The organism is Bacteroidota bacterium (assembly GCA_039111535.1).
GTDB lineage: Bacteria > Bacteroidota > Rhodothermia > Rhodothermales > JAHQVL01 > JBCCIM01.
This window is the reverse complement of sequence record JBCCIM010000331.1, coordinates 1-3,302: the sequence shown is the minus strand read 5'-3', so window position 1 is coordinate 3,302 and position 3,302 is coordinate 1. Positions and strand designations below refer to the sequence as shown.

The window sequence follows — 3,302 nt, the reverse complement described above, 5'->3', positions numbered from 1 at the left end:
CATCATGGGTCTTGGCGGATGCAGTGGGATCGATATTCTTTCCATTTTGAAGAAAGGACGCCAAAATGTCGAACACTTTAGCGTCAACTTAACCGCTGAGCGCGCTGAAGGTGAGATCCCTTCTCTATTTACCAAAGTGCACGCACATTTTACGTTAAATGGAGATCTCGATAGTGAAAAGGTGAAACGAGCAATTGAACTAAGCCTGGAAAAATATTGCTCCGTAGCCAAAACCATCGAGTCTAGTGCAGAAATCACCTTCTCATACACCGTGAATACCGTTGATTATGCCTGATTCTCCCCACCATTCAGACCACCACCACGAGGAAACGCGGGCTATCAGGATACAAACACCACCATCGGGACATCGCGAACATGCAAGCTCGATATATATGACGTCGAGCTTTTCGTTTGAAAATGCAGAACAAGCCCGGGCGATGTTCGCCAGAGAAATTGATGGCAACATCTATTCTCGATACAGCAATCCTAGCGTTGACGAATTTGTAGCCAAAATGACCATGCTTGAAGATGCAGAGGACGGCCTTGCCGTCGCATCGGGCATGTCGGCTGTGTTTACGGGTATCGCCGGGTTGTTGAATGCCGGCGATCATATTCTGGCATCCAGGTCGGTTTTTGGGTCCACACACCAGATTCTGACGCAAGTACTGCCACGCTGGGGCATCACAAGCAGTTACGGCGCCATCCTAGAGCCTGAATCTTGGAGCAACCTGATACGGCCTAATACGCGTCTTTGCTACATAGAGACACCCTCCAATCCGGCGTTAGATCTAATCGATCTAAAATGGTTGTCTGAATTGTGCAAAACGCATGATATTATCCTGTATGTGGATAATATTTTTGCAACACCCATCTTGCAAAAACCGATGCATTTTGGCGCCGACATCGTGATGCATTCAGCAACAAAGTACATCGACGGACAAGGCCGGGGCATTGGCGGTGTTATCGTGGGTAAACCGGAATATATTGACAAGATCCGCTTTTTTGCCCGGCACACGGGCCCCTGCCTTTCGCCTTTCAACGGTTGGATGTTCAGCAAAAGCCTGGAAACGCTCGCGTTGCGTGTAGAAAGGCATGCCCAGAGCGCCCTTGCCTTGGCTGAATTCCTGCATGATCATGAGGATGTGGAAATGATTAAATATCCGTATCATCCCTCCCACCCACAATACGAACTGGCCAGAAGACAGATGAAAATGGGCGGCGGCGTTGTTACCTTCATCGTAAAAGGTGGCATCGAACAGGGCCGGCGGTTTCTGGATGCCTTACAAATGTCATCCCTTACAGCTAACCTTGGAGACGCGCGAACCATTGCCACCCACCCCACCAGTACCACCCACAGCTCACTTTCTGAAGAGGATCGTTTAAATGTTGGCATACTGCCTGGTCTAATCCGTGTATCCGTTGGCCTGGAGCATGTGGATGACATCAAACGAGATATCAATCGGGCCCTCGAAGAAAGTAGGGTTGCAAAAACAGTAATTACGCAGTAAATACGCTAATAAAGCTGCTCTTTCAAATTACGCTATAAACAGAGTTTACCGGCATTTGGGAAAGTGAGGAGAAAGGAGTTTGGCTTGAGGCTTAGATTCAGAATGAAGCCACCCTTTCTCATTCCACTCTCCAAACAAGTAGTCGCCGAAAAAGAGCGTACCCACCAAACATCATAAGTTATGCAACTAGCCACTATCGACTGGCTCATTATCATTGCCTTTTTTGTGTTCTCATTGGTCGTAGGCCTCTGGGTATCTCGAAAAGCCGGCTCCAGCACCACCGAGTTTTTTCTCTCAGGCCGAAATATGCCATGGTGGCTGCTTGGCGTCTCCATGGTTGCCACCACCTTCTCTTCTGATACACCCAATCTGGTCACTAACCTGGTGCGAGAAAGTGGCGTGGCCGGCAACTGGGGATGGTGGGCATTTCTACTGACCGGGATGTTGACGGTCTTTGTATATGCGCGCCTGTGGAGACGGTCAGAAGTCATGACCGACATTGAATTTTACGAACTGAGGTACAGCGGCAAAGCTGCTGCTTTTCTGCGTGGTTTCCGCGCGCTATACCTTGGCCTTGTATTTAATGTGATGGTGATGGGAGCAGTCTCATTGGCAGGCATCAAATTTGGCGAAATAATCCTTGGTTGGCCTGGTTGGCAAACCTTGCTCATTGCCGGCTCCATTACATTAATTTACAGCGCACTTGGAGGGTTAAGAGCTGTCGTCATCACAGATTTTGTCCAGTTTATTCTAGCAATGATTGGTTCCGTATGGGCATGTATTTATATACTCGGCCTACCCGAAGTCGGCGGCCTATCAAATTTACTTGCAAATGATCTAGTTTCAACCAAATTAGACCTGATGCCAGACTTCTCCGACCCCAATGTATGGATTCCCGTTCTCTTTGTGCCCTTAGCTGTACAGTGGTGGGCGTCATATTACCCAGGTGCTGAACCTGGTGGCGGTGGCTATATCGCGCAACGTATGTTTTCGGCAAAAGACGAGACCAACGCCATGGGTGCCACACTGTTTTTTAACGCAGCACACTACGCACTTCGCCCCTGGCCCTGGATTTTGATTGCGCTCGCTTCTTTGGTTGTATTCCCTAATCTGTCTGATCTTCAGGAAGCGTTCCCCAACCTACCAGCTGACAAACTAGGCCACGATGTAGCCTACCCCGCTATGTTGACTTTTTTACCCAGTGGTCTGCTTGGACTGGTTGCGGCTTCTTTGATTGCCGCGTTCATGTCGACCATGTCGACCCAATTAAACCTGGGTGCTTCCTATCTGGTCAACGATTTTTATCAGCGATTTATCAAACCAGAGGCAAGTCAGAAAGAGCTCGTCTGGGCGGGCCGGTTGTTTACAGTGCTGTCTACCTTCCTCGGGCTTGGCCTCGGTCTAATGTTAACTGATGCCGGGCAGGCGTTCAACCTGTTGCTACTTTTGGGTGCAGGCACTGGACTCATTTATATCCTTCGCTGGTTCTGGTGGCGCATCAATGCCTATACAGAAATCGTGGCGATGGTCTCTTCTCTGGTCATTGCCGGGTATCTGCTGATGCTGGAGGTGTCTCGACAGAACATCGTGCATGACACTGTCACACAAGTGCTCAGTGTGGGCAGACTGGATTTGAAGAAACCACTTAAGGTATGTAATGTATGGATGTATGTGTGTATTCAGAGGCTGGTAGAGCATGCGCATATGGCCAACTTCCAGGCCCTGTTCACAGCCCAGCAGCCGGCAGCCAACCCGTACCTGATGCTGGAGGTGTCTCGACAGAACATCGTGCAT

General features: G+C 49.4%; 3 protein-coding genes. All 3 read left to right on the top strand.

Translation table 11 applies throughout. The features are described from left to right. The coding region (locus AAF564_26495) for an OsmC family protein (protein MEM8489124.1) at window positions 1-295 on the top strand (295 nt) is incomplete at its 5' end. Next, window positions 288-1,508 carry an aminotransferase class I/II-fold pyridoxal phosphate-dependent enzyme gene (locus AAF564_26490; protein MEM8489123.1) on the top strand — a complete coding sequence of 407 codons (1,221 nt, stop codon included), beginning with the start codon at window positions 288-290 and terminating at the stop codon, window positions 1,506-1,508. The genes AAF564_26495 and AAF564_26490, both read left to right, overlap by 8 nt. Before the next feature lie 180 nt (window positions 1,509-1,688). Beyond that, window positions 1,689-3,302, top strand: a 1,614-nt coding sequence (locus tag AAF564_26485; GenBank protein ID MEM8489122.1) for a sodium:solute symporter family protein, incomplete at its 3' end; no start/stop codon positions are given.

Excerpts from the sequence above, each read along its gene's own strand:
- AAF564_26490 (MEM8489123.1), top strand. The coding sequence starts at position 288 with ATGCCTGATTCTCCCCACCATTCAGACCACCACCACGAGGAAACGCGG.